Annotated in this window: 20 protein-coding genes; 8 read left to right on the top strand and 12 right to left on the bottom strand. The window is 71.9% G+C overall.

Features of this window, described 5'->3' with window-relative positions; genetic code table 11:
• Window positions 1-8 precede the first annotated feature (8 nt).
• From JIW86_RS27510 to JIW86_RS27490, 5 genes are all read right to left on the bottom strand, one after another.
• Complete coding sequence (locus tag JIW86_RS27510; RefSeq protein ID WP_257556555.1) at window positions 9-2,141, bottom strand: acyl-CoA dehydrogenase; 2,133 nt, start codon at window positions 2,139-2,141, stop codon at window positions 9-11.
• Between the two features lie 69 nt (window positions 2,142-2,210).
• The gene (locus JIW86_RS27505) at window positions 2,211-3,722 is read right to left on the bottom strand and encodes a serine/threonine-protein kinase (protein ID WP_257556554.1); all 1,512 of its coding nucleotides are present in this window, start codon (window positions 3,720-3,722) and stop codon (window positions 2,211-2,213) included.
• A complete protein-coding gene (locus JIW86_RS27500) occupies window positions 3,719-3,985 on the bottom strand; it encodes a DUF397 domain-containing protein (protein WP_257556552.1) in 267 nt (88 codons plus the stop codon). Before JIW86_RS27500 ends, JIW86_RS27505 begins: the two co-directional genes overlap by 4 nt.
• Complete coding sequence (locus JIW86_RS27495) at window positions 3,945-4,793, bottom strand: helix-turn-helix domain-containing protein (RefSeq protein ID WP_257556551.1); 849 nt, start codon at window positions 4,791-4,793, stop codon at window positions 3,945-3,947. The genes JIW86_RS27500 and JIW86_RS27495 overlap by 41 nt, the downstream gene beginning before the upstream one ends.
• A gap of 105 nt (window positions 4,794-4,898) precedes the next feature.
• On the bottom strand, window positions 4,899-7,583 hold the full coding sequence (locus JIW86_RS27490) for an ATP-binding protein (protein ID WP_257556550.1): 2,685 nt from the start codon (window positions 7,581-7,583) through the stop codon (window positions 4,899-4,901).
• A 139-nt stretch (window positions 7,584-7,722) separates the two neighbouring features.
• On the opposite strand from JIW86_RS27490, the gene JIW86_RS27485 reads away from it, so the two are divergent.
• The 3 genes from JIW86_RS27485 to JIW86_RS27475 all read left to right on the top strand — a co-directional run bounded on the left by JIW86_RS27485 (window position 7,723) and on the right by JIW86_RS27475 (window position 10,947).
• The gene (locus JIW86_RS27485; protein ID WP_257556549.1) at window positions 7,723-9,156 is read left to right on the top strand and encodes an FG-GAP-like repeat-containing protein; all 1,434 of its coding nucleotides are present in this window, start codon (window positions 7,723-7,725) and stop codon (window positions 9,154-9,156) included.
• A gap of 108 nt (window positions 9,157-9,264) precedes the next feature.
• Window positions 9,265-9,906: a class I SAM-dependent methyltransferase gene (locus tag JIW86_RS27480; protein ID WP_215140734.1), complete on the top strand. Its 642-nt coding sequence runs from the start codon at window positions 9,265-9,267 to the stop codon at window positions 9,904-9,906.
• A gap of 111 nt (window positions 9,907-10,017) precedes the next feature.
• Entirely contained in the window at window positions 10,018-10,947 is a 930-nt protein-coding gene (locus JIW86_RS27475; RefSeq protein WP_257556548.1) for an N-acetylmuramoyl-L-alanine amidase, read from the top strand.
• Between the two features lie 33 nt (window positions 10,948-10,980).
• On the opposite strand, the gene JIW86_RS27470 is transcribed toward JIW86_RS27475, so the two are convergent.
• Complete coding sequence (locus JIW86_RS27470) at window positions 10,981-12,291, bottom strand: RNA-guided endonuclease InsQ/TnpB family protein (RefSeq protein ID WP_257556546.1); 1,311 nt, start codon at window positions 12,289-12,291, stop codon at window positions 10,981-10,983.
• A 216-nt stretch (window positions 12,292-12,507) separates the two neighbouring features.
• Here JIW86_RS27470 and JIW86_RS27465 point away from each other — a divergent pair, with 216 nt between their 5' ends.
• From JIW86_RS27465 to JIW86_RS41465, 3 genes are all read left to right on the top strand, one after another.
• Window positions 12,508-13,326: a hypothetical protein gene (locus JIW86_RS27465; protein WP_257556544.1), complete on the top strand. Its 819-nt coding sequence runs from the start codon at window positions 12,508-12,510 to the stop codon at window positions 13,324-13,326.
• Window positions 13,327-13,438: 112 nt separating this feature from the next.
• Window positions 13,439-14,449, top strand: coding sequence for an LLM class F420-dependent oxidoreductase (locus tag JIW86_RS27460; protein WP_257556542.1), 1,011 nt, complete (start codon window positions 13,439-13,441; stop codon window positions 14,447-14,449).
• A 175-nt stretch (window positions 14,450-14,624) separates the two neighbouring features.
• Window positions 14,625-17,360, top strand: a complete 2,736-nt coding sequence (locus JIW86_RS41465; protein WP_263862072.1) for a PKD domain-containing protein — start codon at window positions 14,625-14,627, stop codon at window positions 17,358-17,360.
• A gap of 76 nt (window positions 17,361-17,436) precedes the next feature.
• Here JIW86_RS41465 and JIW86_RS27450 read toward each other — a convergent pair whose 3' ends face one another.
• Window positions 17,437-17,838 (bottom strand): hypothetical protein, encoded by a 402-nt coding sequence (locus JIW86_RS27450; RefSeq protein ID WP_215140739.1) that lies wholly within the window; start codon window positions 17,836-17,838, stop codon window positions 17,437-17,439.
• Between the two features lie 52 nt (window positions 17,839-17,890).
• Window positions 17,891-18,469, bottom strand: a complete 579-nt coding sequence (locus JIW86_RS27445; protein ID WP_257559460.1) for a hypothetical protein — start codon at window positions 18,467-18,469, stop codon at window positions 17,891-17,893.
• 178 nt (window positions 18,470-18,647) lie between these two features.
• Between JIW86_RS27445 and JIW86_RS27440 the strand changes: the two genes are divergently transcribed.
• A complete protein-coding gene (locus JIW86_RS27440) occupies window positions 18,648-18,956 on the top strand; it encodes a hypothetical protein (RefSeq protein ID WP_215140767.1) in 309 nt (102 codons plus the stop codon).
• 7 nt (window positions 18,957-18,963) lie between these two features.
• Here JIW86_RS27440 and JIW86_RS27435 read toward each other — a convergent pair whose 3' ends face one another.
• From JIW86_RS27435 to JIW86_RS27425, 3 genes are all read right to left on the bottom strand, one after another.
• Window positions 18,964-20,049, bottom strand: a complete 1,086-nt coding sequence (locus JIW86_RS27435) for a prenyltransferase (protein ID WP_257556541.1) — start codon at window positions 20,047-20,049, stop codon at window positions 18,964-18,966.
• Window positions 20,046-20,789 carry a class I SAM-dependent methyltransferase gene (locus tag JIW86_RS27430; protein ID WP_215140741.1) on the bottom strand — a complete coding sequence of 248 codons (744 nt, stop codon included), beginning with the start codon at window positions 20,787-20,789 and terminating at the stop codon, window positions 20,046-20,048. Before JIW86_RS27430 ends, JIW86_RS27435 begins: the two co-directional genes overlap by 4 nt.
• Before the next feature lie 70 nt (window positions 20,790-20,859).
• Window positions 20,860-22,173 carry a glycosyltransferase family 4 protein gene (locus JIW86_RS27425; protein ID WP_215140742.1) on the bottom strand — a complete coding sequence of 438 codons (1,314 nt, stop codon included), beginning with the start codon at window positions 22,171-22,173 and terminating at the stop codon, window positions 20,860-20,862.
• Between the two features lie 225 nt (window positions 22,174-22,398).
• On the opposite strand from JIW86_RS27425, the gene JIW86_RS27420 reads away from it, so the two are divergent.
• Complete coding sequence (locus JIW86_RS27420) at window positions 22,399-23,034, top strand: TetR family transcriptional regulator (RefSeq protein ID WP_215140743.1); 636 nt, start codon at window positions 22,399-22,401, stop codon at window positions 23,032-23,034.
• 33 nt (window positions 23,035-23,067) lie between these two features.
• Here the strand turns inward: JIW86_RS27420 and JIW86_RS27415 are convergent, their stop codons facing one another.
• The gene (locus JIW86_RS27415) at window positions 23,068-24,246 is read right to left on the bottom strand and encodes an acyltransferase family protein (protein ID WP_257556540.1); all 1,179 of its coding nucleotides are present in this window, start codon (window positions 24,244-24,246) and stop codon (window positions 23,068-23,070) included.
• Between the last annotated feature and the right edge of the window lie 63 nt (window positions 24,247-24,309).

The raw sequence follows: 24,309 nt of genomic DNA, 5'->3' as shown, positions 1-24,309 counted from the left end.
GACAACTCCTAGTCCCTCGGGAGGCCGAGAATCCGCTCGGCGACGACGTTGAGCTGGACCTGCGTGGTGCCCCCGGCGATGGTCAGGCAGCGGGACATGAGCATCCCGTGCACCGCCCGCTCCCCCGCCCCCTCCCGCACCGCGCCCGCCGGCCCCAACAGTTCGAGCGCGAGCTCGGCGGTCCGCTGCTGGTGCGGGGTCTGGACGAGTTTGCGTACGGAGGCGCCCGCGCCCGGCTCCAGCCCCGACACCTGCTGGAGCGTGGTGCGCAGCCCGATGCAGGCCAGCGCGTGTGCCTCGGCGGCGAGCGCCCCGATCCGCGCCCGGTACGCCCCGTCGAGCTCGGCCGAGCGGGCGAGGAGCGTTTCCAGGCCGGTGTCGAAGGTCATCTGGTCGGCCATGTGGACCCGTTCGTTGCCGAGGGTGTTGCGGGCGACCTTCCACCCGCCGTCGGCCGCCCCGACCAGCGCGTCCGCCGGGAGCTCCACGTCGTCGAAGTACACCTCGTTGAAGAGGGCCTCGCCCGTGATCTCCTTCAGCGGCCGGATGTCGATGCCGGGGGTGTTCTTCATGTCGACGACGAAATAGCCGAGCCCCTTGTGCTTGGGCGCGTCCGGATCCGTCCGGGCCAGCAGGATCCCGAAGTCCGCGCTGTGCGCGGAACTCGTCCACACCTTCTGTCCGTTGACCCTCCAGGAGCCGTCCTCGGCGCGCTCGGCCTTCGTCCGCAGCGAGGCCAGGTCGGAGCCCGCCCCCGGCTCGGAGAAGAGCTGGCACCAGGTCACGTCCCCGCGCAGCGTCGGCAGGGCGTACGCCTCCCGCTGCGCGTCCGTCCCGTAGGCGAGCAGCGAGGGCACGACCCAGGTGGCGATGCCGAGGTCGGCGATCCTGACCCCGGCCGCGCGCAGCTCCTGCTGGACGACGAGCTGCTCGACGGGTCCGGCGCCGAGGCCGTAGGGGGGCGGGAGGTACGGGGCGGCGTAGCCGGTGGGGGCCAGGATCCGCCGGGCGGCCGCCGGGTCGAGTCCGCGCGCGTCCTCGATGACGGTCCGCGCCTTCGCCCGGTACGACTCGGCCTCCGCCGGGAGCTCCAGCCGCAGCTCCCGCCGGGCTCCCGCCGCCGCGAGCCGCACGGCCCGTACGCGATGCCCGTCGCCCGGGCCGAGGAGCTGGCGGGCGACCAGGGCCCGCCGCAGGAAGACGTGGGCGTCATGCTCCCAGGTGAAGCCGATCCCGCCGAGCACCTGGATGCAGTCCTTGGCGCAGGAGTACGCGGCGTCCAGCGCGGTACCGGCGGCGAGGGCGGCGACCAGCGAACGCACCTCCGCCGGCTCGTCCATCGCCTGCGCCGCGTCCCAGGCCAGCGCCCTGGCCTGCTCCAGCCGGACCAGCATGTCGGCGCACAGGTGCTTGATGCCCTGGAACTGTCCGATGGGCCGGCCGAACTGAACGCGCACCTTGGCGTACTCGGCGGCCGTGTGCAGCGCCCAGGCGGCGGTGCCGCAGGCGTCGGCGGCGAAGAGCGTGCAGGCCAGGTCCCGCACCAGGGCCGCGTCCAGCTCCAGCACCCGGCCGGGCCCGGCGGTGACCCCGCGCGCGTGCACCTCGGCGGTGGGCCGGGTCGGGTCGGCGCTCTCGTGCGTACGGATGTCCAGCGCGGCCGCGTCCACGGCGAACCAGCGGGTGCCGTGCGCGGCCTCGGCGGCGAGCAGCACGAGGTCGGTCTCACCGGCGCCGAGCACCGGGGGCGCGGTGCCGTCGAGCAGGTACCCGCCGCCCTCGACGGCGACGGCGGTCAGGCTCCCGGGGCCGAGGGCGACCGCCCCGACCCGCCCGTCGAGCGGCTGCGCCCCGGCCCGGTCCAGCAGTACGGAGGCCAGCGCGCTCGGCAGGTACGCCCCGGGCAGCGCCGCCCGGGCGGCCTCCTCGACGACGACGGCCAGGTCGAGCAGGGTCCCGCCCTCCAGGTGCGGCTCCAGCAGCCCTTGTGCGGTCATGGCGTCCCAGTAGGCGGGCCGCGCCCCGGTCTGCGGTGGGGTGTCGAGCAGCTTGCGCACCTCCTCGGGAGGCACGGCCCGCGCCACCCAGCCGCGCACCGCCTCGGCCAACTCCCGCTGCTCCTGCGTGATTCCGATGCCCATGCGCGGCAGACTAGAACACGTTCCAATCTGACGGAAGGTCAGATAACTGTGTTCTTCTGCGGCGCCGGATCAGCGGGTGGCGGCCTTCAGCGCGGCGCGGGCGACCTCCTTCGCCTTCGTCTCGCATGCGGCCTTGGTGTACGGCTTCGCCCGGAGGCCCGTCCAGACCGAGAGATTGCCCTCGCGGACGGCGAGGACACAGGTCCAGTCGGCACCGGGAGAGCCCCAGTAGGCCTCGGTGCCGAACCCGAGGCGGGCCGCCTCGCGCTGACCGGCCGCCTCCCCCTGGAAACGCCGCTTCTGGGCGGCCGCGTTGGCGTCCGCGTCACCGCCGAGGCTCAGGTCCCACCGGACCAGGGCGCGGGGCGCCTCGGCCAGGCCGGACCCGTCCCAGGTACAGCCCGAGCGGGTGCCGGACGTGCCGGACGAGGTCACCGGAACCGCCAACGGCAAGGTGCGGGCGGCCTGCTGGCAGCTGGGGACGGCCGTATAGGCGACGTGGGCGTTCATCCGGTCCCGTACGTACGCCACCACTCCGGTGCCGGCCACCAGCAGGACCCCGGCCGCCGCCAGGGCCGTGATCCGGCGCCGCCCACGCCGCGGGCTCTGGGGCGGCGGCGCGTCCTGCGGTTCAGGTACGGGTACGGGCTCTGGCGCGTGCGGCTCCGGGTCGCCGGCCGGGTGGCCACCGAGCAGCCCGTCGATCTCCGCCCGTTGCGCGGCGAGCATCCCGTACACGGCGTCGGGCCACTGGCGACCGGCCGGAGCCACCGGGCCGATCAGCTCCCGCAACCGCGCTGGGGACGGCCGGGCCGCCGGGTCCTTGGCCAGGCACCCGGCGACGACCTCCAGCAGACCCGCCGGGACACCGCTCAGGTCGGGCTCCGTGTGCACCACGTCGTAGAGCGTCTGGAAGGTGGAGGGCCCGGCGAAGGGACTGCGGCCCGTCGCCGCCATGGCCAGGACGGAGCCGAGGGAGAACACGTCGCTGGCGGGTGTGAGCGGCTTGCCCTCGGCCTGCTCGGGCGACATGTACGCGGGCGAGCCGACGACCAGGCCGGTCCGGGTCAGCCCGGCGTCACCCTCGGCCTCGCCCTCCGTCTCCCGCGCGATGCCGAGGTCGATGACGCGTACGCCGTCCTCGGCGAGCAGCACGTTGTCGGGCTTGAGGTCCCGGTGGACCAGCCCGGCCCGGTCGATCTCCGCCAGGGCCGACGCCAGCCCCGCCGCGAGGCGGCGCACGACGTCCTCCGGCAGTACGCCGGCCGCCTTCACGACGGCGCCGAGCGAGGGCCCCGCCACGAACACCGAGGCCAGCCAGGGCGTCGGGGCGTCCGGATCGGCGTCGATCACGGCCGCCGTATAGGCCCCGGCGACCTTGCGCGAGGCGGTGACCTCACGGCGGAAACGGGCCCGGAACCCCTCGTCGTCGGCGAAGTGCGCGAGCACCTGCTTGACCGCGACCAGCCGCCCGTCGGGCCCGGCCCCCAGCAGCACCCGCCCCATCCCGCCCTGCCCGAGCACACCGAGCACCCGGAAGGGCCCTATGCGGGTCGGGCCGGACGGTTCTAGGGCCTTCATGCAGACAGGGCCCCGACGAAGGCGGCGAATGCGGCGGGGCTGACGGTGAAGGCGGGACCCTCGGGGTTCTTGGAGTCCCGGACGGCGACGAGGCAGGGCTGGGCGCCGACCTCTACGCAGCAGCCGCCGGTGTCACTGCTGTACGAGGCCTTGCGCCAGGCGACGGCGCCGATGGGTGCGCACTCGACGCACTCGCCGCCGGTGTCGCCGCTGTACGAGGACTTACGCCACTGCGCGCCCGTCAGGTGCCGGTTGGTGTCCATAGCGCTCCTCCATCACTCGGGCGATCAATGCCGCCGAGTCCTCCAGGGAGAGCGCAGCGGCCTGCAAAAGATCGTATCGGAGCGAACCCTCCCTGAGAGTCTGTGGATTGGCCGTCATATGGCCCTGCACGAAGTCCTCGGTGTAGACGAGGTCCGGGTCGTCGTCGAAGCGCAGCACGGTGAACGAACCCATCTGTCCCGCATGGGCGCCCGCCTCGAAGGGCAGAATCTGCACCCGCACCCACTTCCGCCTCCACAGGTCCAACAAGTGGGCAAGTTGGTTCCGCATGACTTCGCGGCCACCGACCTCCTGATGCAGCACCGCCTCGCTCAGCACGACCCACATCAATGGCGGATTCTCACGGTCCAGGACGCGCTGGCGCTCCATCCGGGCGGCCACCTTGGCGTCGAGGTCCCCTTCGCTCCGCACACCCAGCACCGCGCGCGCATAGTCCGGGGTCTGCAAGAGCCCGTAGACCAACTGCGCCTGGAAGGTAGAGATATAGGAGGCCCGCGCCTCCATCTCCGCGTACGCCTGGAACCACGTCGGCAGCACGCTCCGCAGGACCAGCCCCACCAGCCGGGAGAACGTCCCGTCCGTGCCCAGCGCCGCGTCCACCCGTTCCGAGAAGTCCCGGGTCGGCACCCGCTTCGTACACTCCACCTGGCCGATCAGCGAGCCCGTGCAGTAGATGATGTCGCCCAACTGCTGCTGCTTCAGGCCTGCGGCCTCTCTCAGCCGGCGCAATTCGTAGCCGTAGTAGTCCAGCGGCGAAGCGCTGGGGTCGAGATCGCGGACGCCGACCATGGGCAGCCACCCCTCAAGCTCGTTTCGGTCTCCGTAGCCGAGCGTAACCACGCGACCGCGCACTGGTGACGTGAATCACGTAACTGCCCACCTCCGGGGGCCGCTTCAGGCGGTGCCGGTGGACAGGCCCCAGGCCGTACGGATCGCCGAGAGCAGCGGCCGGGTGCTGTACGGGGACACCGCGAGCTCCCGGCGGGCCTCGGCCAGCAGTTCCGGATCACCGTCGGCGCCGTGGGCCGCCGCCCTCTCCCGGCGGCGGCCGAAACCCTCCTCGGCGAAGATGTCCAGCAGGGTCAGCGAGAAGTACGCGTAGACCGAGGCCTCGTCGATGAGCTGCCGCGCGTCCTCCGCGAGGCCCAGTGCCTCGTGCGGCGCCCGCAGCGCGAAATCCGCCAGGGCCGACACCAGGGCGTCCGACCGGCCGGGGCCCGCACCGACCGTGCGCAGCCGGCCCGTCAGCGTGCGGAACGAGGTCAGCACCACCCCGGTGTCCGGCGTCCACTGCTCCTTGCTCAGCAGGGTGCGGAAGCCCGCGAGCGTCTCGGACAGCTCCTCCAGAATCATCTGCCGGGAGATGTCACGCAGTTCCACGGACCCTGCGGCGCTCTGCGCCTGGATGATCCGACGGCCGTACCGGACCAGGTCCCGGGGAAGCCCACCGGACAACGCGTGTGCCAGCAGCACGTACGGACCGGAGATCCCCGGTGCCCGCTTCTCCAGGATCGCCGTCGACTCGTCGAGCGCGCAGGGCTGGACGTGGACGATGTCGTCGATCGAGCTGTCCGTCACATCGCGGTGGGGCAGCCCGCGCCGGACGAACCCGGCCCCCACGTCCTCGGCCACCGAGATCAGGAAGTGCACGTGCGGGACCCCCAGGATCGCCTTGATCTCGGCGAGGAAGTCCCGGGCGGCCGCCTCCGAGCCGAGCCGGTCCACCTCGTCGATGGCGATGACCACCCGCTGACGGCGGCCGTGCCGCTCGCGTGCGATCTCGACCAGCAACTCACGGAAGTCGGCGACCAGCTCCGGGAATTTGGGCGGGACCGTCGACAGAGCGGTCGTGTGGGTGCTGCCGAGTGTCAGCAGCTGTGCGGCGCCGGAGGTGAGCGCGGCGGAGGAGGTCTGCACCGTCTGCAGCCGGTACAGCTGGTCCCTGCACTCCCGCACCAGCCGTGGCTCGGCCGGGCCCGGCCGCCAGCGGATCAGCCGGTAGAGCAGCAGCCCGGCCAGCAGTGAGGCGAGCCGGGCCGGATTGCCGGGATCGGTCAGGGCGGCCCGCATCTCGGCCGACAAGGGCAGAGCAATCCCCAGGAGTACCAGAAGCCCCCGCTGCACCAGCACGTACCCCGAACCCACGGGCCCCAGCCCCCGTCGGCGGTAGATCCGTCGGGCGCGAGCGGCCCGCAGCAAGACCACCAGATAGTCGATGGCGGTAAGCACCAGAACAGTCGTGTACAGGTTCCAGCCGAGGGCGGCGATGGCGTGTCCCCGTGCCTGCGCGTCCCACGCAAGTGAGACGAACGGACCCACCGTGAGGACGGCAACGGTCAGAAGCAGCAGCCCCTTGCCGCAGTGCGTGAGCATTCTCAACGCCACGGGGCTGCGGCGCAGTCCCCACACGAGGATCCCGGCGCCGGTCACGACCAGGGCCGCGCCCGCCGCTTCGCCCCGCCAGATCCGTGGGATCCAGGTCCCGGCCAGCTCCGTGGCGCTGTCGTACGGGCCGCGGAGCAGCGGGGCGGGCTTCTCGACGAACGAACGCACCGCCGCGAACAGGCCCAGGACCACCAGCGCGCCTGCCGGAACCGCGACGGCAAGCATCCGCAGCTGTCGGCGGGCGTACGGACGTATCCGGCGCAGTGTCCGCCGGGCGCCGGAAAGCCGTACGAATTCCGGGGCCGGGCTGCCCTCGTCGGCCAGGTAGCGCCGGCAGAGTTCGACGAACAGGGACAGCAGGAAGTCGTGCGGCGTGTAGGTCGCCGGAGCCGAGACCAGCACCGAGAAGCCGGCCTTGTCCGCTGCGTCCTTCAGCAGGGTGGTCTTGCCCACACCCCGCGGCCCGCAGACCGCTATCGTCCCGCCGTCGATCTGGTCCATCCGGTGCCGAAGCTGTTCGGCCGCCCGGCCCGATACCAGGAACTCCGGGCCGTAGGAGGATCTGAGCCCGTCATGGCTCTCCGGCAGCAGCAGGCCGTCCGCGTCCTCGCCCAGGAGCGCGTCGACCACCCGCATGATCAACGGGGCGACACCGGACTCGCGCAACTCCTCTTCCCACGCGGCCTGCGCCCTGGCTGCGGATGTGCTCAGGGCCAGCGGAATAAGGGGCCCGCCGTCCAGCACGCGCGAGAACGCGCTGCCCGACGGCAGCACGGCCAGGAATGCCATGACCGCGGCGACGGTGAGCGCCTGGGGCGTCCGGTCGCCGGTCAGAGCTCCCGCGAGGAAGACCATCGCGAAGAACAGCGCCCAGAGCCTCCAGTACGACAAGGTCAGCCGTAACGCAGGTCTCCAGAACGGCCGCCGCCCGACCTCGTCCAGTCTCCGCAGCGCCGCCCGGAACTCCCGGTGCGCGTCCTCACAGGGTTGCAGCGCGCGGTGCACGTTCGAAGCCCGCCCCATGGCCTGCCAGACCGCGTCCTGGGTCACCCCGGGTCGCCGGTTGAGCCGACTGGCGATCTGCCCGTCCTTCAGGCAGACGTACACCGCACGCCAGTACCCGTCCTGCTCCCGATCGGAATCCCACACCTGGAAGGTCTGGTCGACGTACCGGCGCCCGTTGTCCCACCCCATCCGGCGATGCTAGATCCGCGTCGCGCCCCGGGGGAGGCGTTGGTCCGAGTGCGACCCGAAACACCCTCGTGCCGCGTACAACCATCGGGCTACGCGGCCGGTCTACTCGGCGATCTTCCCACTGTGCCGAAGGACCCGCATGAGACCGAACCTCCGCACCGCCCTCGCCGCCCTCACCGTGGCCGCCGTCGCCGGTGGCGGCCTGCTCCTGCCGGCGGGGACTGCGGCGGCCGCGGACGCGCCCGCCCCGAAGGGCGACTTCAACGGCGACGGCTTCGCCGACGTCGTCGTGGGCGCGCCGAACGCGAAGGTCGGCGAGGTGAAGGCCGCGGGCCAGGTGGTCGTGCTCTACGGGTCCGCCGGCGGGGTCACGGCGTCCAAGCGGCAGCTGCTCAGCCAGGAGTCGCCCGGCATACCCGACGCCGCGGAGGCCTACGAGGGCTTCGGCGGCGTCTCGGCGGCCGGCGACTTCGACGGCGACGGCTTCTGCGACCTGGCCGTGACGGCGCACCACGAGAACGAGGGCGCCGGCCTGCTCACCGTCGTATGGGGATCCAAGGGCGGTCTGACCGACGGCGTCACGCTCGAGGACCCCGACAAGCTCGCCAGTCCCGGCATCCAGAACCGGCGCACCTGGGGTGGGAAGCTCGCGGTCGGCGACTTCGACGGGGACGGCAAGGACGAGCTCGTCGTGGCCGCGTCCACCAACGCGACCGCGAACAGCACGCTCTACACGTTCAGGAACATCGCCAGGTCCGGCCGGCAGGCCGCACCCGTGAAGACCCCGCTCGGCTTCCGCCTCACCCACGACCTCGAAGGCCTCGCGAGCGGGGACGTCGACGGCGACGGCCGCGACGACCTGGTGCTGGCCGGCGCCGTATCCGGCCTGAACCACTACGTGCCCGGCAGCCCCACCGGTCTCCTCCCCGGTGCCGCGAAGGCCCTCGGGGCGGGCGACGAGCAGGCCGTCGGGGACATCAACGGCGACGGGTACGGGGACGTCGTCATCGGCAACAGGTCGGCGGGCAAGGGAGGCCAGATCCTCGTCGCGTACGGCTCGGCCGCCGGACCGTCCGCGACCCCGGCCGTCATCGACCAGAACACGCCCGGAGTGCCCGGCGCGAGCGAGCAGGGCGACGACTTCGGCGTCTCCCTCGCACTCGGTGACATCGACGGCGACGGATACCAGGACCTGGCGGTCGGATCGTACGGAGAGTCCCTCGACCCGGTCTCGCTCGCCGGAGGGGTGCACGTGTTCCGGGGGTCGGCGTCCGGCCTCGTCACGGGCACCGGCGTGCAGGCGGTGAACCGCACCTCTCCCGGGGTCCCCGGCGACGCCCGGCAGGCCGAGCAGTTCGGCATCGCGGTCACGCTGACGGACGCGAACAAGGACGGCAAGGCGGACCTGATCGTCGGATCCGGCGACGCGGACGGCGGCAACAGCGGCTCGGTCACCTACCTGCCGTCCAACGGCGCGAAGGTCGCCGCGCCCGGCTCCCGGCTGGTCCTCCCCGGCGAGGCCGGCCTGGCGGCGACCGCCGGACTCGGCTTCGGCTCCCGCTTCGCCGACTGATCCGCCCGGGCGCCGGATCCCTGCCGCGGTCCCGGCGGCCCCGGCATGGACCGCTACTCGACGGTAGGGCACCATGGGCCGCCACACACGCTCACCGTCGGAGGAACCATGGCCACCCCCAAGCCGGAGACCCTCGCCGCCTTCGAGGCAGCCAAGGGGTTCATGCCCGTACGGGAGGGGCTCGCCCTGTACGAGGCCGCCGTCGCGGCCGGGGCGCTCGGGCTGCCGCTGCTGGAGGTCGGGACGTACTGCGGGCGCTCGACGATCCTGCTGGCCGACGCCGCCCGCGAGGCCGGGGTGGCCGCGATCACCGTCGACCACCACCGCGGCAGCGAGGAGCAGCAGCCCGGCTGGGAGTACCACGACCCGACGGTCGTGGACCCGGAGGTCGGCCTGATGGACACGCTGCCCACCTTCCGCCGCACCCTCCACAAGGCCGGGCTGGAGGACCACGTGATCGCGATCGTCGGCCGCTCCCCGCAGGTCGCCGCCGCCTGGGGCGGCCCGCTCGGCTTCGTCTTCGTCGACGGCGGCCACACCGACGAGCACGCCACCGGCGACTACGAGGGCTGGGCCCCGCACCTGGCCGAGGGCGGGACGCTCGTCATCCACGACGTTTTCCCGGACCCGGCCGACGGCGGCCAGGCCCCATACCGGATCTACCTGCGCGCGCTGGCCTCCGGTGCCTTCGAGGAGGTCTCGGTGACCGACTCCCTGCGCGTGCTGCGCCGCACCGGCCAGGGCATCTAGGGCTTGTCCGGGGCCCTGTCCACCCGAATGCCGCTTAACCGACAATCGCACCGCGCCCTCGAATGGCCCATGGTCCGTACGGGCCGGGGGACCCCGGTCTAGCATCGCCGCGTGCGCTACCACGACAGCCCCCCGCCCCCCGAGTCCGCCTCGCCGACCCCCTCCGACCGGCCCTGGTTCACCCGCCGCTCCACGCTGGTCGTCGCGGTCGCGGCGCTGGCCCCGGCCTGCCTGGCGGGCTGGGTGCTGGCCCAGGTCCTGACCGGGGCCGGGCGGGCGGAGGGGCACGACGCGAAGCCGCCCGTCGCGACGGGCGGGAACCCGGCCGCCTCCCCCTCCGCGCCCGCCACCCCCGCCGCCGCCAAGGGCCCGCTGACCGGCCGGACCGTCGTCATCGACCCCGGCCACAACACCGGCAACTTCCAGCACACCGACGAGATCGACCAGCAGGTGGACATCGGCACGGCCCGCAAGGAGTGCGACACCACCGGCACCACCACCAACTCCGGCTACATGGAAGCCGAGTTCACCCTCGACGTCTCCCTGCGCCTGCGGACCGTCCTGGAGTCGCAGGGCGCGAAGGTGGTCCTCACCCACGAGGCCGACCGCACCTGGGGCCCCTGCATCAACGAGCGCGCCCGCATCGGCAACGAGGCGAAGGCCGACGCCGTCGTCTCCGTCCACGCCGACGGCGTCTCGGCGGGCAGCCGCGGCTACCACGTCATCCTCCCCGCCAAGGTCAAGGGCGGCGCCGCCGACACCGCGGCGATCGTCGAACCCTCCCGCCGGCTCGGCGAGCGGATCGCCGGCAACTTCGCCCGGACCACCGGATCGGCCCCCGCCAACTACCTCGGCAGCGGGACCGGCTTGGTCGTCCGCGACGACCTCGGCGGGCTGAACCTGTCAACTCAGCCCAAGGTGTTCATCGAATGCGGCAACATGCGTGACGCCAAGGACGCGGCGCAGCTGACGAGTCCGGAGTGGCGCCAGAAGGCGGCCCAGGGCATCGCGGACGGAGTCGTAGGCTTCCTCGGCGGTTGACGATCTCGCCTCCATGGCTGGAGGCGATTCCCTTCAGCTCGCGTGGGCGGGCGTCGGGGCTTCACGCATCCGCCTCCGGCCGCTGGCCGGGACTCGCACCTTGGGAGTGCTGCGCGTGCTGTTGATGTCCGAGCCACCCTCCCCCAGACTTCGTCCGGGAGGTGCCCCCAGGCGGGCTCGGGCCTCGATCTCGACCGAGGCATTGTGGTCGGCATCGTCCTCATGCCCGCACCGGGTACAGGCGAACAGCCGACCGCATCCCTTACGGGATCCGGGATCGACCAGTCCGCAGGCTGCGCAGGTCTGAGAAGTGTGGAACGGCGGCACCGCCACGAGCACGGACCCGTACATGCGGCACTTGTACTCGAGCTGGCGCCTCCGCTCGCCCGGGGCGTTGTCGAGGACTGACCGGTTCAGCCCGGCCTTCGCCCGGACGTTCTTCCCCGGCTTCTCTGCGGTTCCCTTCGCAGACTTGCTCATACTCTTCACACGCAGGTCCTCGATACCGATCAGGCCGTGGTTTTTGGCGAGGTCGGTGGTGAGCTTGTGCGTGAAGTCGCGCCGCCGGTTGGCCCGCCGGGTGGTGAGCTTTGCGATCTGGGCGATCATCGTGCGCAGGCGGCGGCTGTACGCACCTCCGTTGTGTTTCTTCGCGTAGGTGATTTGGCGGGCCTTGCGCTGCTCCAGCGCCTTGAGCCGCTTGCGTTCGTTGGCGGTCAGCGTCGGCGTCATGAGCCGGGGCGCGCTCTCGGTGGAGACGAAAGCGGACGCGGAGACGCCGAAGTCCACCCCGCACGCGGGCTTTCCGTTCGGCCCGTCCGGCTTGCGGCCGGTGTGGACACCGAAGGAAATGTGCCATCCGTTGCCGTCCCGGGACACGGTGGCATTGCGGATCGTGCCCCCGAGGCTGCGGGAGAGCCGAAACCGCAGCCAGCCAAGTTTCGGCAGACGCACCTCAGCCCAATGCCGGTTCAGCTTGCGGGCCTCCACCGCCTGCCCGGGAAACGGGACCGACAGATGGTGACCACGCTTCTTCCGCGCCGGAAACCGGGCCGAATGCCGGGGGTTCCAGAAGTTGTCGTACGCCCGGTCCAGCTGACGCAGAATCTGCTGCCCCGCCTGCGCGGGCAGATCACCGATCCAGTTGAGATCCGTACGAGCGGCCGTCAGGTACTGGCACTGCTCAGCCGACCGCAGGGTGTAGCGGCGCTGGTCCCACAGGTACACGCGCTGTTCAAGAGCCACATTCCACAGAGCACGCGCCGTGTGACCCCACCTGATGAGCACTTGGTCCTGCTCAGCGGTGGGGTACGCACGGTACTTGCGCCCCGCATCTGCCTTCACGCCCCTACTGTGCCCGTGGGTTACCGCCTACATGGTTCAGATCCGGAAAGACCAGATGCACTGTGATCAGTTCCGGTACTCTCCCGGGGCTCCCCCGCAGCCCCGATCTTCTCGGCCGCGGGAGACTCCGTACCATGGTGCCGCCCGCCCCGCTCCAGGCACGTTCTGCGACCGCGGCACCACGAGACGACCGAGACCGAGAAGGACACCTAAGACGTGAACATCCGCTCCCTCACTCGAGGCGACGGCGTGGTGATCGGAGCAGCGGTGCTGCTGTTCATCGCCTCGTTCCTCGATTTCTACTCCACCACCGGTGGCGACCTGCCGAGCGCGTGGGACACCGACTCCTACCGACTCGTGCTCCCCAGCGTCTTCCTGATCGGCTTCATCGCCGCCGGCCTGCTGATCGCCGGCCGCTTCCAGCCCGAGACCCGCAAGGTGCTCGGGCTGCCGCTGGCCGCCTGGGGCACCGTGCTCGCCGTGTCGGCCGCCTGGTCCGCGCTGTGGGCGCTGATCACCTGCCCGAGCGCGGTCGACCTCGGCGCCGGCGCCATCCTGTCCTTCCTCGCCACCCTGGCCCTGGCCGGCGTGGCCCTGTTCAGCGCCAAGGTCCCGGCGCTGGCCGGCCAGCTGGTGCCGGACCCGAAGCCCGCCGCCGCCCCGCCGTACGCGGGCCAGCCCCAGCCGGGTGCCGGGTACGGCTACCCGGGCGGGCAGCAGCAGCCGCAGCCCTACGGCTCCACCCCGCAGCCGGTCCCGCCGTACGGCGGCACCCCCACCCCGGCCCCGACGCCGGCCCCGGCTCCGCAGGAGGCCTCCCCGGCTCCCGCGGCCGACTTCACCCCGTACTGGTTCGCCGTTCCGGTGGCCCGCCCCCTCTTCGCCGAGGACGGCTCCCCCAACCCGATCGCCGAACTCGCCCCGGGCACCTGGTACCTGGCGGTCGAGCAGCGTGACGCGGCCACCCTGGTCGCCCAGACCCAGGACGGCCGCCGCGGCGTCCTGAGCGACACCTCGGGCATCCAGCGCGGCTGATCCCCGGACCTTGCGAGCACGGCCCCCCGCCCTTCCGGGCGGGGGGCCGTTGCCCTACAGTCACCTGACGCACCGTCAGAAGTGGCTGTCGGCATCGCGGAGGGGACCGTTCATGCGCCTCGGACTCGCACTCGGCTACTGGGGCCGCGGCCCCGGCCCGCACCACCTCGACCTCGCCACCGAGGCCGAGAACCTCGGCTACGACTCGGTGTGGACCGCCGAGGCCTGGGGCTCGGACGCCTTCACCCCGCTCACCTGGATCGCCGCGCACACGTCGCGGATCCGGCTCGGCACCGCCATCGCGCAGATGGCCGCGCGCTCCCCCACCGCCACCGCCATGCACGCCCTCACCCTGGACCACCTCTCCGGCGGCCGGATGATGCTGGGCCTGGGCCTGTCCGGCCCGCAGGTCGTCGAGGGCTGGTACGGGCGTCCCTTCCCCTCGAGCCCGCTCACCGCGACCCGCGAGTACGTCGACGTCATCCGGCAGGTGCTGCGCCGCGAGGGCCCGGTCGCGCTGGACGGCCGCTTCCACCAGCACCCGTACCGCGGGGACGACGGCACCGGCATCGGCAAACCGCTGAAGCCCATCACCCACCCGCTCCGCGCGGACCTGCCGGTCCTGCTGGGCGCCGAGGGGCCGAAGAACATCGCCCAGACCACCCGGATCGCGGACGGCTGGCTCCCGCTGTACTGGTCGCCGGCCCGCACGGACGTGTACCAGGCCTCGCTGACCGACCTCCCCGACGGGTTCATGATCGCCCCGATGGCCCGGGCCAAGGTCTGCGACGACGTCGCCGAGGGACTGCTTCCGGTCAAGGCGATGCTCGGCTTCTACATCGGCGGCATGGGCCACGCGGCCCGCAACTTCCACGCCGATCTGATGGCCCGGATGGGGTACGGGGAGGAGGCCCGCCGCATCCAGGAGCTGTTCCTCGCCGGCCGCAAGGAGGAGGCCGTCCTCGCCGTCCCGGACGCCTTCGCCGACGAGATCTCACTGGTGGGACCGCGCGAGCGGATCGCCGAGCGGCTGGAGCTGTGGCGCAAGGGCCCGGTCACGGACCTGCTCGTGACGGCCCCGGACCCGCACACCCTGCGGGTGCTGGCGGAGCTCAACAACTAGGGCTCCGATATGACCATGTGAGATGACAGCGGCTGTCCGAAAGTGGATGATGATCGTTGCCGCTACGGGTTTCGCGTGCGCCCGACTGCCGCCGGGGGGAACTGGCCGCATACAGGTCGCGAAGCGCCGCACCCGTGGCGACCCACGCCATCCTCTGCTCGAAGGAACACTTCTGGTGCGTCCCACTCGTGCGACGGTCCTGCTGACCGCGGGTCTCGTCTCCCTCCTCGGCCTGCCGGCCACCGCGGCCGCCGCCGACATCCCGGCCAACCTCTACGTGAACAATGCCGCGGTCTCCGAATGCTCGGACACCGGCCCCGGCACGTACGCCAACCCCTTCTGCACGATCTCGGCCGCGGTCAAGGTCGTGCAGCCGGGTCAGACCGTGCGCATCGCGTCGGGCAAGCCGTACGACGAAGCCGTCACCATCAGCCGTTCCGGCCAGCCGGGCAAGCCGATCACCTTCATCGGCGGCACGTCACCGAACGTGGGCCAGTTCTCGCTGGCGGCCGGCAAGGGCCTGACCGTTACCGGCGCTTCCCACGTAGCGGTCCGAGGGATGTACGCCACGGCCGGTCTCAAAATCACCGGCTCCACCGATGTGGAGCTGGAACAGTTCCACATCGGTGGCAACGACCCCGACAGCCTCACGATCGACGGGGGAAGCGCGAACGTACGCCTCATCCGCAGCCAGTTGGCGACCTCCGTCCGGATCGAGGGGGCCCAGGGCACCGTACTGAGCCGGAACCGGCTGCACGGATACGTCGATGCGGCGGTCACCTCGTTCGATGCGCCCGGCACCGTTGTCACCAACAACACGATCTACCTCGAGTGCGAGGCAGCCGTCTCACTCGGTGGTGCCTCCACGGCCTCGGCCCTGTTCAACAATCTGATCCACACGGGGTCCGACGCCGGGTGCCCGGCGCCCGGTCCGCGGTACGGCATCACGGTCGCGCAGAGCGCGGCCGCCGGCACCCGCGCCGACTCCAACCTGATCACCGGCCCCTTCAGCGACGCCCGAGTGGCCTACAAGTGGGCCGGCACCCCCTACCAGGAGCAGGCCGCCTTCCACGCCGCGACCGGCCAGGGCGCCTACGACATCCTGACCCCGGAACGGACGGGGAGCGGATCCCTCATCGTCGACTCCGGCGACCCGACGGCACCGGGCGTGCTGCCCGTCGACTTCTACGGGCGACCTGTCGCCGACGACCCTCGCGTGCCCAACACCGGTAAGGACGGGGGGTACATCGACCGCGGTGAGAAAGAAACACAGGACGACCTGCGGAACGTCCGGGTGGAGCTCGAACAGGGCTGGGCCCCGGTCGGCTCCACGGTGAAGGCGAAGGCCACCTCGGACAGCAGCTGGGCCGCCGCGCTCACCTACCAGTACGACTTCGGTGACGGCACCGCCCCGGTGGTCACCAAGGCCACCACCGCCGAGCACGTGTACAGCGCGCCGTGCGCATGCGTCGTCACGGTGACGGCGGTCAACGTCGCCGGCCAGAAGGCCCAGGGCCAGCAGACGGCCAACGTGACCGCCGCCGGCTCGCTGACCACGGCCTTCACCACCAAGCCGTACCTGCCGAACGCGGACGACCAGAGCGTGTTCGTGGCTCCGCTGGCCATCGAGGTCGACCCGCGGAGCTCCACCACGCCGTGGCCGATCGTGCGGATGGACGTGGACTACGGGGACGGCGCCAAGGAGGTCAGCGACCCGCTGATCATCACCCGCCACGCCTACAAGCAGCCCGGCACGTACAAGGTGACGGTGACCCTCCAGGACGCCAAGGGCGCGACCTCCACGGCCGAGCGGACCGTGCAGGTCGGCTACACCCCGGCCGGTTACGTCCCCCTCGCCCCTTCCCGCGTACTGGACACCCGCACCACCGACGCGCCCGTCCAGGGCGGCACCGCCACCCCGATCACCCTGCCGATCGCCCAGTACAGCTGGGGCCAGAGCCACACGGCCGGCGCCTCCGCGGCGGTCCTGAACGTGACGGTCACCGGGTCCACCGAGGACACCCACCTCAGCGTCTGGCCCTCCGGCCAGCCCCGCCCGGTCACCTCGAACGTCAACATCAAGGCGGGCGGCACCTCCTCCAACACCGTCACCGTGCCCATCGGCGCCGACGGCAAGGTCTCCGCCCAGCTCAACTCCGGCAAGGCCGCGCTGATCGTCGACTTCGTCGGCTACTACCAGCCCAACACCGGCCAGCGCTTCTCGCCGCTCGCCCCGACCCGCGTCGTCGACACCCGCACCACCGGCGGCGCCCTGGGCGGCGGGCAGACCCGCACCGTCAAGGTCGCCGGCGTCAACGGCATCCCGGCCGACGCCACGGCCGTCGCGCTGAACCTGACCGGCACGGGCTCGACGGAGAACGGCCACGTCATCGCCTACCCGGACCCGGCCAAGCGGCCCACCACCTCGAACCTGAACGTGGAGCCCGGCAAGGACAAGTCCAACCAGGCCATCGTCCCGGTCGGCCCGAACGGCACCATCACCCTCTACACCAACACCGGTTCCACCCACCTGATCCTGGACGCGGTCGGCTACTACGCCAAGGACGGCAAGGCCCTCTTCACCCCCGTCGTCCCGCAGCGTCTGGCCGACACCCGCACCACCGGCAAGCTCGCCCCCGGCGCCACCACCACCATCGCCGGAATCCCGGCGACCGCGCTCGGCGCGGCCCTGAACGTGACCGCCACCGACACCACCGGGCCCGGCTTCCTCACGGTCTACGGCCACGGCGGCACGCGGCCCGAGGCCAGCAGCCTCCAGACGATCCCCGGCATCACCGTCCCCAACCACGTGACCACTCCGGTGGCGGACGGCCGGGTCGGCATCTGGAACAGCTACGGCGGCAGCACCCACGTGATCACCGACCTGTTCGGCTACTTCACCCAGGGCTAGCCCCTGTCGGGGAACACCGCAGCACACCGGAGCCCCGGTCACCGCGCACACTGCGGTGACCGGGGCTCCCTGCATGTCAGGGCGAGGGGGTGTCCGTGTCCGTCTGCCCGACGGCCTCCAGCAGCTCGCGCAGGTCCAGTGGCATGACGGCGATCTCGATGCTCCCGCCGCCCTCGTAGGTGCAGGTGACGATCCGCGAGCCGGGGTTGATGGAGATGCCCTCCTTCACGGAGGGGACCCGCACCCCGGTGGCGCGCCCGCCGGGCAGCGGTACGGGCTCACCGCGCTGCGGGACCCAGCGGGCCGCGCCCTCGTCGGCGTACACCCGCCCCGCCCGCCAGCGCCCCTCGCCGGCGGGCCGGCGCGCCATCCCCGGGATCCCGGGGACGGGGCCGGTGGCCGTCCGCGCGAGGTGCTTGCGCCGCAGGAGCCACCCGGCTCCCGCGGCGGCGAGGACGACCACCACCATCTCGATCACGCGACCATTGAAACAGGCCGCCGGGCCCGGGCCGCGCTGCCGCCGCGCTGCGCTATCCGCCCAGCTGGGAAACGCTCGGGACCTTGTCGGTCACCTCGGCGCCCGCGCTCTTGCCCGCTTCCTTGACGCTGTTGATGACGTTGTCGAAGGAGCTGATGTCGGCGTCACCCGCCTGGCCCTTGCGGAGCTTGGTGCCCAGGCCCTTGAGCGACTCGATGCCCGCCGTCAGCGGGACCATCGCCTTCGACAGCAGCGGGTCGCCCTTGGCGTTGTCGGAGGCCGCCTTCAGCCGGTTGTACGCGAAGGCACCCGCGAGACCTGCCTTGATGAGGGCGAACGTACGGCCCTTCGCGCCCTTCTTGAACTTGCCCGCGCGGTACGGCTTGATGATCCACTGGTACGTCGCCCCGGCCGCGAGCCCGGCGTTGGCGACGAAGCGCGTCTTGGCGAACTTCTGCTTTTCGGCGGACGTGCTGGGCGAGGGCGTGGGGGCGGCCAGCTCATCGGCTTCGACGGCGGCCGGCTCGGCGGCCGCCAGGGCCGCCAGTTCCGCCACCGAGGCCGAGGAGACCTCCTCGCGCTGCCCCGCGCCGCCACCGCCGTCACTGCCGCAGGCGGTGGCGCCGGCCATCAGCGCGGTGGACAGGACCACCGCCGTCAGAGCGCGGCGGAATCGAACGGTCGTGGGTACGGACACGGTGTCCTCCGGGGAGTGGGGTGTCCCCCGCAGCCTCGCCCCGGCCCCGCAGCTGCGCCACTTGGGCGACCCGTTCGGGTTTGCGGCGCGCCCGGGCGGCAAGACGCGCAACATGCCCTCACACACGCACACCCGAGTACACGCCCGAGGAAGCAGTCAGGCAGGCCGGGCCGTCGCACTGGTGGCGGACGTGCTCGCCTTCGTGATCGCCCTGTGGATCCTGCTGTACCTGCTCGACGCCAACCGGGGCAACGAGCTGGTGGAGTTCGTCCACGACACCGCCACCTGGCTGGCCGGCTGGTCCTACGACCTGTTCACCTTCAGCCGCGAGTGGGTCCAGGTCGTGTTCGGCTACGGCCTGGCGGCCGTGGCGTACCTCCTCGTCGGCCACGCCGTCGCCGGCTGGCTCTACCGCCGCTAGGAAGGCCCTAGGAGCCGCAGCAGTCCGGCTCCAGCCCGGCCGGGAGCGAGGTCCCGCCGAACACCTCGGTGGTGGCCTCGTCCCCGCCCAGCGCCGCGACGGCGAGCAGCAGGGACCCGGCGGTCCAGGTGGTCTGCTCGACCGGCCAGACCGCCTTGTCCTGGAACACGTACCCCGTCCAGTACATGCCGTTGTCGGCGCGCAGGTGCGTGATCGAGCGCAGGATCTCCAGTGCCCGGTCCGACTCCCCCGTCGCCCACAGCGCGAGCGCCAGCTCGCAGGACTCGCCGCCCGTCACCCACGGGTTCGGCAGGACGCAGCGCACTCCCAGGTCCGCCACGACGAACTCGTCCCAGCGCTCCTCGATGCGCGCCTTGGCCTCGGCACCGGTCAGGGCCCCGCCGAGGACCGGGTAGTACCAGTCCATCGAGTAGTGGTTCTTGTCGAGGAACCGCTCGGGGTGACGGCGGATCGCGTGCCGCAGCGCGCCCGCCGCGAGTTCCCAGTCGGGCTGCGGCTCCTCGCGGTGCTCGGCGATGGCCAGCGCGCAGCGCAGGGCCTGGTGGATGGAGGAGGAGCCGGTCAGCAAGGCGTCCGTGACGGGCGTGCCGTCGGCCTCCCGCTTCCAGCCGATCTCGCCGCCGGGCTGCTGGAGGGTGAGCACGCACTCCACGGCCGCGTACACGGCGGGCCACATCCGGTCCAGGAAGGCGTCGTCGCCGGTGGACAGGTAGTGGTGCCAGACGCCGACGGCTATGTATGCCGTGAAGTTGCTCTCCCGGCTCGCGTCCTGCGGCTCGGCGGTGTCCACGCCGTCCGCCCGGTCGGCGTAGGCCGAGTACCAGGAGCCGTCCTGGTTCTGGTGCCGGGCCAGCCACGCGTACGCCCGCTCGGCGGCCTCGTGTTCGCCGGCCGCGTCCAGGGCCATCGCGGCCTCGGTGTGGTCCCACGGGTCGAGGTGGTGGCCGCGGAACCACGGGATGGCCCCGTCCGCGCGCTGTGCGGCGAGGATCCCCGCCACCGTCTCGGCGGCCTGGTCCGCTGTCAGCACCCCGTCCAGGACGAGGTGTTCGGTGCGCCCCGGCGAGCTCACTTGGTGTCGCCGTCGGGGAGGACCGGGAGGTGCGGCTTGGTCGCGTACGCCACGAAGCTCTTGCCTATGACCGGGTTGAGGGCCTGCTCCGCGAGGCGCGTGAGCGCGGGCTTCTTCATGATGTCCCAGACCAGGAGCTTGTGGTACGCCTTGACGGGCAGCGCCTTGTCGTTGTCGACGCCGAAGGCGCACTTGAGCCACCAGTACGGGGAGTGCAGCCCGTGCGCGTGGTGCGTGCCGTACGGCTTGAGGCCGGCGGCCTCCATCTTGCCGAGCAGCTCGTCCGCCTTGTAGATGCGGATGTGGCCGCCCTCGACCTCGTGGTAGGCGTCGGAGAGCGCCCAGCAGATCTTCTCGGGGCCGTAGCGCGGCACGGTGATGGCGATGCGGCCGCCGGGCTTGAGGACGCGGACCATCTCGGCGAGCACGCCCTTGTCGTCGGGGATGTGCTCCATCACCTCGGAGATGATGACGACGTCGAAGGACTCGTCGGGGAAGGGCAGCGCGAGCGCGTCGCCCTCCATGGCCGTGGCGGTGGCACCGGCCGGGGCCTCGCCGGCCTCCTTCATCGCGGCGAACCACTTGGCGACCTCGCGGATCTCCTCGCCGTTGCGGTCGACCGCGACCACCTGGGCGCCTCTCCGGTAGCACTCGAAGGCGTGCCGGCCTGCGCCGCAGCCCAGATCGAGTACGCGGTCGCCTGCGGCGAGCGGGAACCGGGAGAAATCGACGGTCAGCACGGGGTCCTGCCTTCGCGGTCGCGGGGGTGGTGGCGGGGGTGGTGAGGGGGAAGCAGAGTCTGGTGGGACGTCACCGCGGGCGGCGGGTACGGGCGGCCTGCGCGATGGCGGCGCGGTAGTGCGCGGCGGTGCCCTCGGCGGCCTTGGCCCAGGTGAAGCGCGCCAGGACCCGTTCGCGTCCGGCGGCGCCGAGGCGGGCGCGCAGCTGCGGGTCCCCCAGCATCCGGCCGAGCGCGGCGGCCAGCGCTCCCGCGTCGCCGGGGGGCACCGCGAGGCAGGTCTCGCCGTCGGGGCCGGCGACCTCGGGGATCGCACCGCCGGTGGTGGCGACGAGCGGGGTGCCGGTGGCCATGGCCTCGGCGGCCGGGAGCGAGAAGCCCTCGTAGAGGGAGGGCACGCAGGCGACCTGGGCGCTGCGGACGAGGTCGACGAGTTCGGCGTCGGTGACGCCCTTGACGAAGCGGACCGCGTCCTGGAGCCCGTACGTCTCGATGGCGCGGGCGACCGGCCCCTTCTCGGCGCGCTTGCCGACGACGACGAGGTGGGCGTCGGGCTGCTCGGTACGCAGCTTCGCGAGCGCCTCGACGAGGTGGACGAGCCCCTTGAGCGGCACGTCGGCGCTGGAGGTGGTGACGATGCGGCCCGGGACCTCGGCGACGGAGGCGTCCGGGGACCACAGGTCGGTGTCGGCGCCGATGTGCACCACGTGGATGCGGCCGTCCTGGACGCCCAGGTGCTGGGCGATCTCCTGCTTGGAGGAGCCTGAGACGGTGAGTACGGAGGGCAGCCGGCGGGCGACGCGGCCCTGCATGCGGGTGAAGGCGTACCAGCGGCGTACGGAGGCCCGCTTCTTGCGGTCCTTCGCGGCGTCGAGGTCGAGCTGCCGGTCGACGGTGATGGGGTGGTGGATCGTGGTGACCAGCGGGGCGCCGAGGTCGCCGAGGAGTCCGTAGCCCAGGGTCTGGTTGTCGTGGATGACGTCGAACTCACCGGCGCGGGCGGCGAGATGGCGCCGGGCCCGCAGGGAGAAGGTCAGCGGCTCGGGGAATCCGCCGGTCCACATGGTGGCGACCTCGAGGGCGTCGATCCAGTCCCGGTACTCGCCGCGCTTGGGGGTCCGGAAGGGGTCGGGCTGCCGGTAGAGGTCGAGGCTCGGGAGCTCGGTGAGGGTGGCGCCCGTGTCGAGCACCGGGTAGGGCTGCGCTCCGACGACCTCGACGGAGTGTCCCAGGCGTACGAGCTCGCGCGAGAGGTGGCGGACGTAGACGCCCTGACCGCCGCAGAACGGGTTCCCCTTATAGGTGAGGAGTGCGATGCGCAGCGGGCGGTCGCCGTCGGTGGCGGAACCCGCGAAAGGGCTCGTCACCATGGCCTCAGCGGTCACTCTCGGCCCCCTTCTCCCTGCAACTTTCGCCGGAGCGTAACCGCTCGGATAATGTAGAACAAGTTTCAGACTTGATCCGTTGAAGACCATTGAATCTACCGGCCGGAAACTACACCGTAAGAGGCGGAGCAGGTGATTCGCGCCACGACTGGGCGCCTGCCATGCTGACTCCCGATCGGCCCGGAATCAGCTCGCGCAACGACACGGAACGGGACAACGGGACACATGACAGCGGAAGTGAAGGCCGTCACCACACCGGCGTCGCCTCCCCTGACGGAGCGCCAGGAGGCGCGCCGCCGCCGGATCCTGCACGCCAGCGCCCAGTTGGCCAGCCGGGGCGGCTTCGACGCGGTCCAGATGCGCGAGGTCGCCGAGGCGGCCGGCGTGGCGCTGGGCACCCTGTACCGCTACTTCCCGTCCAAGGTGCACCTGCTGGTCGCCACGATGCAGGACCAGCTCCAGCACATGCACACCACGCTGCGCAAGCGCCCGCCGGCCGGGGACGACCCGGCGGCGCGGGTCGCGGAGACGCTGATGCGGGCCTTCCGGGCCCTCCAGCGGGAACCGCACCTCGCGGACGCGATGGTGCGCGCGCTGACCTTCGCGGACCGCAGCGTGAGCCCCGAGGTGGACACGGTGTCCCGGCTGACCACGGCGATCATCCTGGACGCGATGGGCCTGGACGCCCCGCCGACGGCGGAACAGCTCTCGGCGGTCCGCGTCATCGAGCACACCTGGCACTCGGCCCTGATCACCTGGCTCTCGGGCCGCGCCTCGATCGCCCAGGTCAAGATCGACATCGAAACGGTCTGCCGCCTGATCGACCTGACCTCCCCGGAAAAGGCCCCGGAAAAGGCCTGAACCCGCCCGTGCAGGGCGGGTCCGGCCAGACGCCTATACGAGGGCCTTCTGCGGCCGCTCGGTCTGCGGGGTCATCAGACGGCGCAGCAGCCGGGTGAGCGGCCGTTCCACCAGGCGGTGCAGCAGCCAGGCGATCAGCACCATCACGGCGGTCACCCCGATCAGGGTCGGCCAGGCGCCCCATTGCTCGTTCCACCGCCAGATCACCCGCACGCCCAGCGACTGGTGCACGAGGTAGAGCGGGTACGAGATCGCGCCCGCGACCGGCAGCCAGCGCCACTGGATCCAGTCCAGCTTCCCGAGCGCGATCAGGCCCATCACCAGGTACATGGCGGTGATCGCGACCAGGCAGACCTTCCAGTTGATGCCGTGCCCTTCGCCCTCCATGATCGCCCGGAGGTGGTGCTGCATCAGCAGCCAGGACAGTGCCAGGATGCCCAGGGTCTCGCCCTCGAGCCTGCCCGCCCGGCGGACCAGGTAGAAGGCGATGCCGGCGATGAAGAAGGGCGCCCAGTCGGGCACCAGGATCTGAGTCAGGAGCGGGATGCCCGATTTCGGCGCCAGGACCGAGGCCAGCGCCCACACCCAGCAGAAGGTCGCGGCCCGGCGGTAGCTCGTGCCCAGCAGCACGACCAGCGAGAAGAGCAGGTAGAAACGCATCTCGACCCAGAGCGTCCAGTAGACGTTGTCCACGTGCCACACGCCGAGGGGTTCTTGCAGCATCGTGAGGTTGCTCAGCATCTGGCCGACGGTGACCCTCGGCTCGCCGGGTGTCCGCGGGCCCAGGCGGGCGGCCGCCGAGGCGAGCACGACCGCCGCCCAGTAGAGCGGGAACAGCCGCAGGATCCGGCCCCGCCAGAACTGCTGGAGCGATTTGCCCCAGCCGGACATGCAGATGACGAACCCGCTGATCATGAAGAAGAAGACCACGCCCAGCCAGCCGAACCCGGCTATCCGGTGCAGCGTGGGAAACAGCTCGACCGCCGTGCGCTGCCAGGGGATCGTCCCCGAGCCGGCCAGGTAGTGGAACAGGACCACCGACAGCGCCGCGAGCAGCCGCAGGCCGTCCAGCACCGCGATCCGCGGCGCCCGCTCCGCCGCGCGGCCGCGGCGCGGCCACATCCTCTGGAGACGGGTCGGGTCGGGGGCCGTCTGCGGCTCCCCGGCGGGGGCCGGGACACGGCCCCCGTTGAGGACGAGCCTGTCGGACATGACACCTCTGGGATTCCTGGGTGTCCGCGACACCGATACGTATGGGGCAGATAAGCCCCGCGA

Source organism: Streptomyces sp. NBC_00162 (genome assembly GCF_024611995.1).
Classification (GTDB): domain Bacteria; phylum Actinomycetota; class Actinomycetes; order Streptomycetales; family Streptomycetaceae; genus Streptomyces.
This window is presented reverse-complemented; position numbering and strand designations above follow the sequence as displayed.

What these genes read in the sequence shown, in the direction of transcription:
- JIW86_RS27490 (WP_257556550.1), bottom strand. Translation starts at nt 7,583, where the DNA reads ATGGGGTGGGACAACGGGCGCCGGTACGTCGACCAGACCTTCCAGGTG.
- JIW86_RS27505 (WP_257556554.1), bottom strand. Translation starts at nt 3,722, where the DNA reads ATGAAGGCCCTAGAACCGTCCGGCCCGACCCGCATAGGGCCCTTCCGG.
- JIW86_RS27480 (WP_215140734.1), top strand. Translation starts at nt 9,265, where the DNA reads ATGGCCACCCCCAAGCCGGAGACCCTCGCCGCCTTCGAGGCAGCCAAG.
- JIW86_RS27445 (WP_257559460.1), bottom strand. Translation starts at nt 18,469, where the DNA reads ATGGCCGGCGCCACCGCCTGCGGCAGTGACGGCGGTGGCGGCGCGGGG.
- JIW86_RS27500 (WP_257556552.1), bottom strand. Translation starts at nt 3,985, where the DNA reads ATGGACACCAACCGGCACCTGACGGGCGCGCAGTGGCGTAAGTCCTCG.
- JIW86_RS27495 (WP_257556551.1), bottom strand. Translation starts at nt 4,793, where the DNA reads ATGGTCGGCGTCCGCGATCTCGACCCCAGCGCTTCGCCGCTGGACTAC.
- JIW86_RS27460 (WP_257556542.1), top strand. Translation starts at nt 13,439, where the DNA reads ATGCGCCTCGGACTCGCACTCGGCTACTGGGGCCGCGGCCCCGGCCCG.
- JIW86_RS27420 (WP_215140743.1), top strand. Translation starts at nt 22,399, where the DNA reads ATGACAGCGGAAGTGAAGGCCGTCACCACACCGGCGTCGCCTCCCCTG.
- JIW86_RS27415 (WP_257556540.1), bottom strand. Translation starts at nt 24,246, where the DNA reads ATGTCCGACAGGCTCGTCCTCAACGGGGGCCGTGTCCCGGCCCCCGCC.
- JIW86_RS27440 (WP_215140767.1), top strand. Translation starts at nt 18,648, where the DNA reads ATGCCCTCACACACGCACACCCGAGTACACGCCCGAGGAAGCAGTCAG.
- JIW86_RS27485 (WP_257556549.1), top strand. Translation starts at nt 7,723, where the DNA reads ATGAGACCGAACCTCCGCACCGCCCTCGCCGCCCTCACCGTGGCCGCC.
- JIW86_RS27510 (WP_257556555.1), bottom strand. Translation starts at nt 2,141, where the DNA reads ATGGGCATCGGAATCACGCAGGAGCAGCGGGAGTTGGCCGAGGCGGTG.